The 2,922-nt window shown below is 67.5% G+C and carries 3 protein-coding genes; all 3 read left to right on the plus strand.

What is annotated here, in order from left to right:
- Nucleotides 1-109: 109 nt before the first annotated feature.
- Complete coding sequence (gene msrB, locus QZV84_RS04730; RefSeq protein ID WP_292826133.1) at nt 110-598, plus strand: peptide-methionine (R)-S-oxide reductase MsrB; 489 nt, start codon at nt 110-112, stop codon at nt 596-598.
- Nucleotides 595-1,152, plus strand: a complete 558-nt coding sequence (gene msrA, locus QZV84_RS04735; RefSeq protein WP_292826088.1) for a peptide-methionine (S)-S-oxide reductase MsrA — start codon at nt 595-597, stop codon at nt 1,150-1,152. Before msrB ends, msrA begins: the two co-directional genes overlap by 4 nt.
- A 316-nt stretch (nt 1,153-1,468) precedes the next feature.
- Nucleotides 1,469-2,922 (plus strand): sigma-70 family RNA polymerase sigma factor (locus QZV84_RS04740; protein WP_292826091.1); only part of this gene is annotated, 1,454 nt, incomplete at its 3' end.

The following is a 2,922-nucleotide window of genomic DNA, read 5'->3' on the forward strand; positions in this document are numbered from 1 at the left end:
GCCCGCAGAACTCACGGCTCGCTCCCAGCTTCGCGGGACCAAAACCAGTGCGGCATCCGTTCTCTTCTATGACGCTGCAGCCAGCCGCGTCACGACCGGAGGAAATCACATGTCACAGGACTACCGCGCGACTGCCGACGCACTCAGTCGCCTGACTCCCGCCCAGTATCGGGTCACGCAGGACGACGGCACCGAGCCGGCGTTCCACAATGAGTACTGGAACAACCACGAGGCGGGCATCTACGTCGATGTCGTCTCGGGCCAGCCGCTCTTCTCGTCCACCGACAAGTACGACAGCGGCACCGGATGGCCGAGCTTCACCAAACCGCTCGCCGCGGATGCCGTCACCGAGAAGCTCGACGGGCATCTCTGGATGAGGCGCACCGAGGTGCGCTCATCGGGCGCCGACAGCCACCTGGGTCACGTCTTCGACGACGGCCCACGGGATGCCGGCGGGCTGAGATACTGCATGAACTCGGCGGCACTCCGTTTCATCCCCGTCGCCGAGCTCGAGCACCAGGGATACGGCGAGTACCGGAGCCTCTTCGAGGACACCACGATCGAGAGCGCCATTCAGAACCAGGAGAACGCATCATGACCAGCGGACCTTTCGACACGGGCGAGATCACCCGCACCCCCGGAACCGAGACCGCCGTCCTCGCGGGCGGCTGCTTCTGGGGTGTCGAGGACCTCATCCGCCGCCAGCCCGGCGTGCTCGACACGCGGGTCGGCTACACCGGCGGCAGCAACGACCACGCCACCTACCGCAAGCACCCCGGCCACGCCGAGGCGGTGGAGATCGTCTTCGATCCCACGAAGACGACGTACCGCGACATCCTCGCGTTCTTCTTCCAGATCCACGACCCGTCGACGCTGAACCGTCAGGGCAACGACATCGGCACGAGCTACCGCTCGGCGATCTTCCCGCTCACGCCCGAGCAGGAGCACGTCGCCCGCGACACGATCGCCGACGTCGACGCCTCAGGTCTGTGGCCCAAGAAGGCCGTCACGACGATCGAGCCGGCGGGTCCGTTCTGGGAGGCCGAGCCGGAGCACCAGGACTACCTCGTGCGCATTCCGCACGGCTACACGTGCCACTTCGTGCGACCCGGCTGGGTGCTGCCCAAGCGTGACGCATCGGCATCCGTCTAGAGGGCGGGAGAGAAGGGCCGGACTCCAGAGGGATCCGGCCCTTCTCACGCAGGGTCGATGTCGGGGGTGGTTCGCGCATGTCCGCATGCAGCGCGCAGCGTGAAGTATTTCTCGCGGAACCGCGTAATGGATTCCTGGATGCCGCGTCCTAGGGGTGTGAGGTAGAGAACTGAATGCTTCACGGTGCTGCCCCAACAGCGCCTGGGCCGTCGCTGCTTGGTTTCATCCCCAGAGGTCAGCGTCGGCCCTTTCTCTGTTCCGTTGCGTTTGGGTACCCTGGTTTCCGTTGCGATGCCGCGCGTGATAGGCATGATCCATGGCTGACGATGTGGGATCGTCGCATGTTCGCACCGATTCTGGGGAATTCAGCGACGCCGAACTGGTTCGCGCGACCCGAGAAGGATCCCGGCGTGCGTATGCCGCGCTGTACGCGCGGCACTACCTCAGCGCGCTCAAATACGCCAAGACGCTGACGAGCTCAGACGCCGAAGACGTGGTCTCCGAGGCGTTCCTGAAGGTCTACGCGGCCATCAAGGCCGGACATGGGCCAGAACAGGACGTCCGATACTACATTCGCTCGGCGGTGCGCAACACGTACATCTCGATGGTTCGCGCGCGGCGCGCGGCGCCTGCGGGCGATGCGATCGAAGACGTCGTCGGCGACCGCGGTGCCGACATCGCGTCGCTGCGCAGCTTCGACGGGTCGGCGACGACGCGGGCATTCCTCTCGCTGCCGACACGTTGGCAGGAGGTGCTCTGGTGCACCGAGGTCGAGGGCTTCACCCGCGAGCACACCGCGACTCTGCTCGGGATGAACGCGAACGCGGTCTCGGCTCTGTCCTTCCGCGCGCGCGATGCACTGCGGACGGCCTGGTTGCAGCAGCACGTCAGCGTCCGATCCGATCTCGATCGCGGGTGCGAGGCGACCATTCCGCTGCTGGGTGCGTATTCGCGGCAGGGGCTCTCGCGCCGTGACCGCCTTCGGGTCGAACATCACGTGACCGGCTGCGCGCACTGCACGTCGGTCGTCGGAGAGCTGTCCGAGCTGCTGACACCGGGTCGCCTGGCACTCATTCTGCTGCCCGTCGTTCTGACCACAGGAGGCTTCGCCGCCTTCGCCGCGAAGTTCGGCGGCGGTTCCGCCGTCGCGTCGGCGTCCGCCGTCGCCCCGCCGGCGATGGTGCTCGCATCGGTGGGCGGCGGTGCCGCGGGCGGAGCTGCGGCTCTCTCGGTCGTCGGCAAGGTCGCCGCCTGTGCGCTCGTGGCCACCATGGTGGTTGCTCCCACGCAGATGCTCATCGCCGCCGCGCAGCACGTGCCGCCGAGCCGATCGGTGGCGGTATCCCCCGCCGACCTCGACCTGACCCCGCTGCTGCTCGTCGAGGCCGCGCCGGTGCAGGGGCCGGTAGAGCCCGCTGCGCCCGCCGAAGAAGCCTCCGAGGTCGGCGACGGCAACGCGGAGCACGGCGGCAACCCCAACCCAACCGCCGACGGTGCAGGAAACGCGAACGGGAATGGTGCAGGAAACGCGAACGGCAGCGCGAACGGGGACGGTGCAGGAAACGCGAACGGCAGCGCGAACGGGAATGGTGCAGGAAACGCGAACGGGAATGGTGCAGGAAACGCGAACGGGGACGCTGCCGGCAACCCCAGCGCGAACAGCGTGGCGAGCCGCAGCGCCCACGCGAACAGTGCGGGCGGCAACGAAGTGAGCAGCAGCGCCCACGCGAACAGTGCGGGCGGCAACGAAGTGAGCAGCAGCGCCCACGC

Origin of the sequence: Microbacterium sp., from assembly GCF_011620715.1 — a bacterium.
Lineage (GTDB): Bacteria > Actinomycetota > Actinomycetes > Actinomycetales > Microbacteriaceae > Microbacterium.

What these genes read in the sequence shown, in the direction of transcription:
- msrB (WP_292826133.1), top strand. Translation starts at nt 110, where the DNA reads ATGTCACAGGACTACCGCGCGACTGCCGACGCACTCAGTCGCCTGACT.
- msrA (WP_292826088.1), top strand. Translation starts at nt 595, where the DNA reads ATGACCAGCGGACCTTTCGACACGGGCGAGATCACCCGCACCCCCGGA.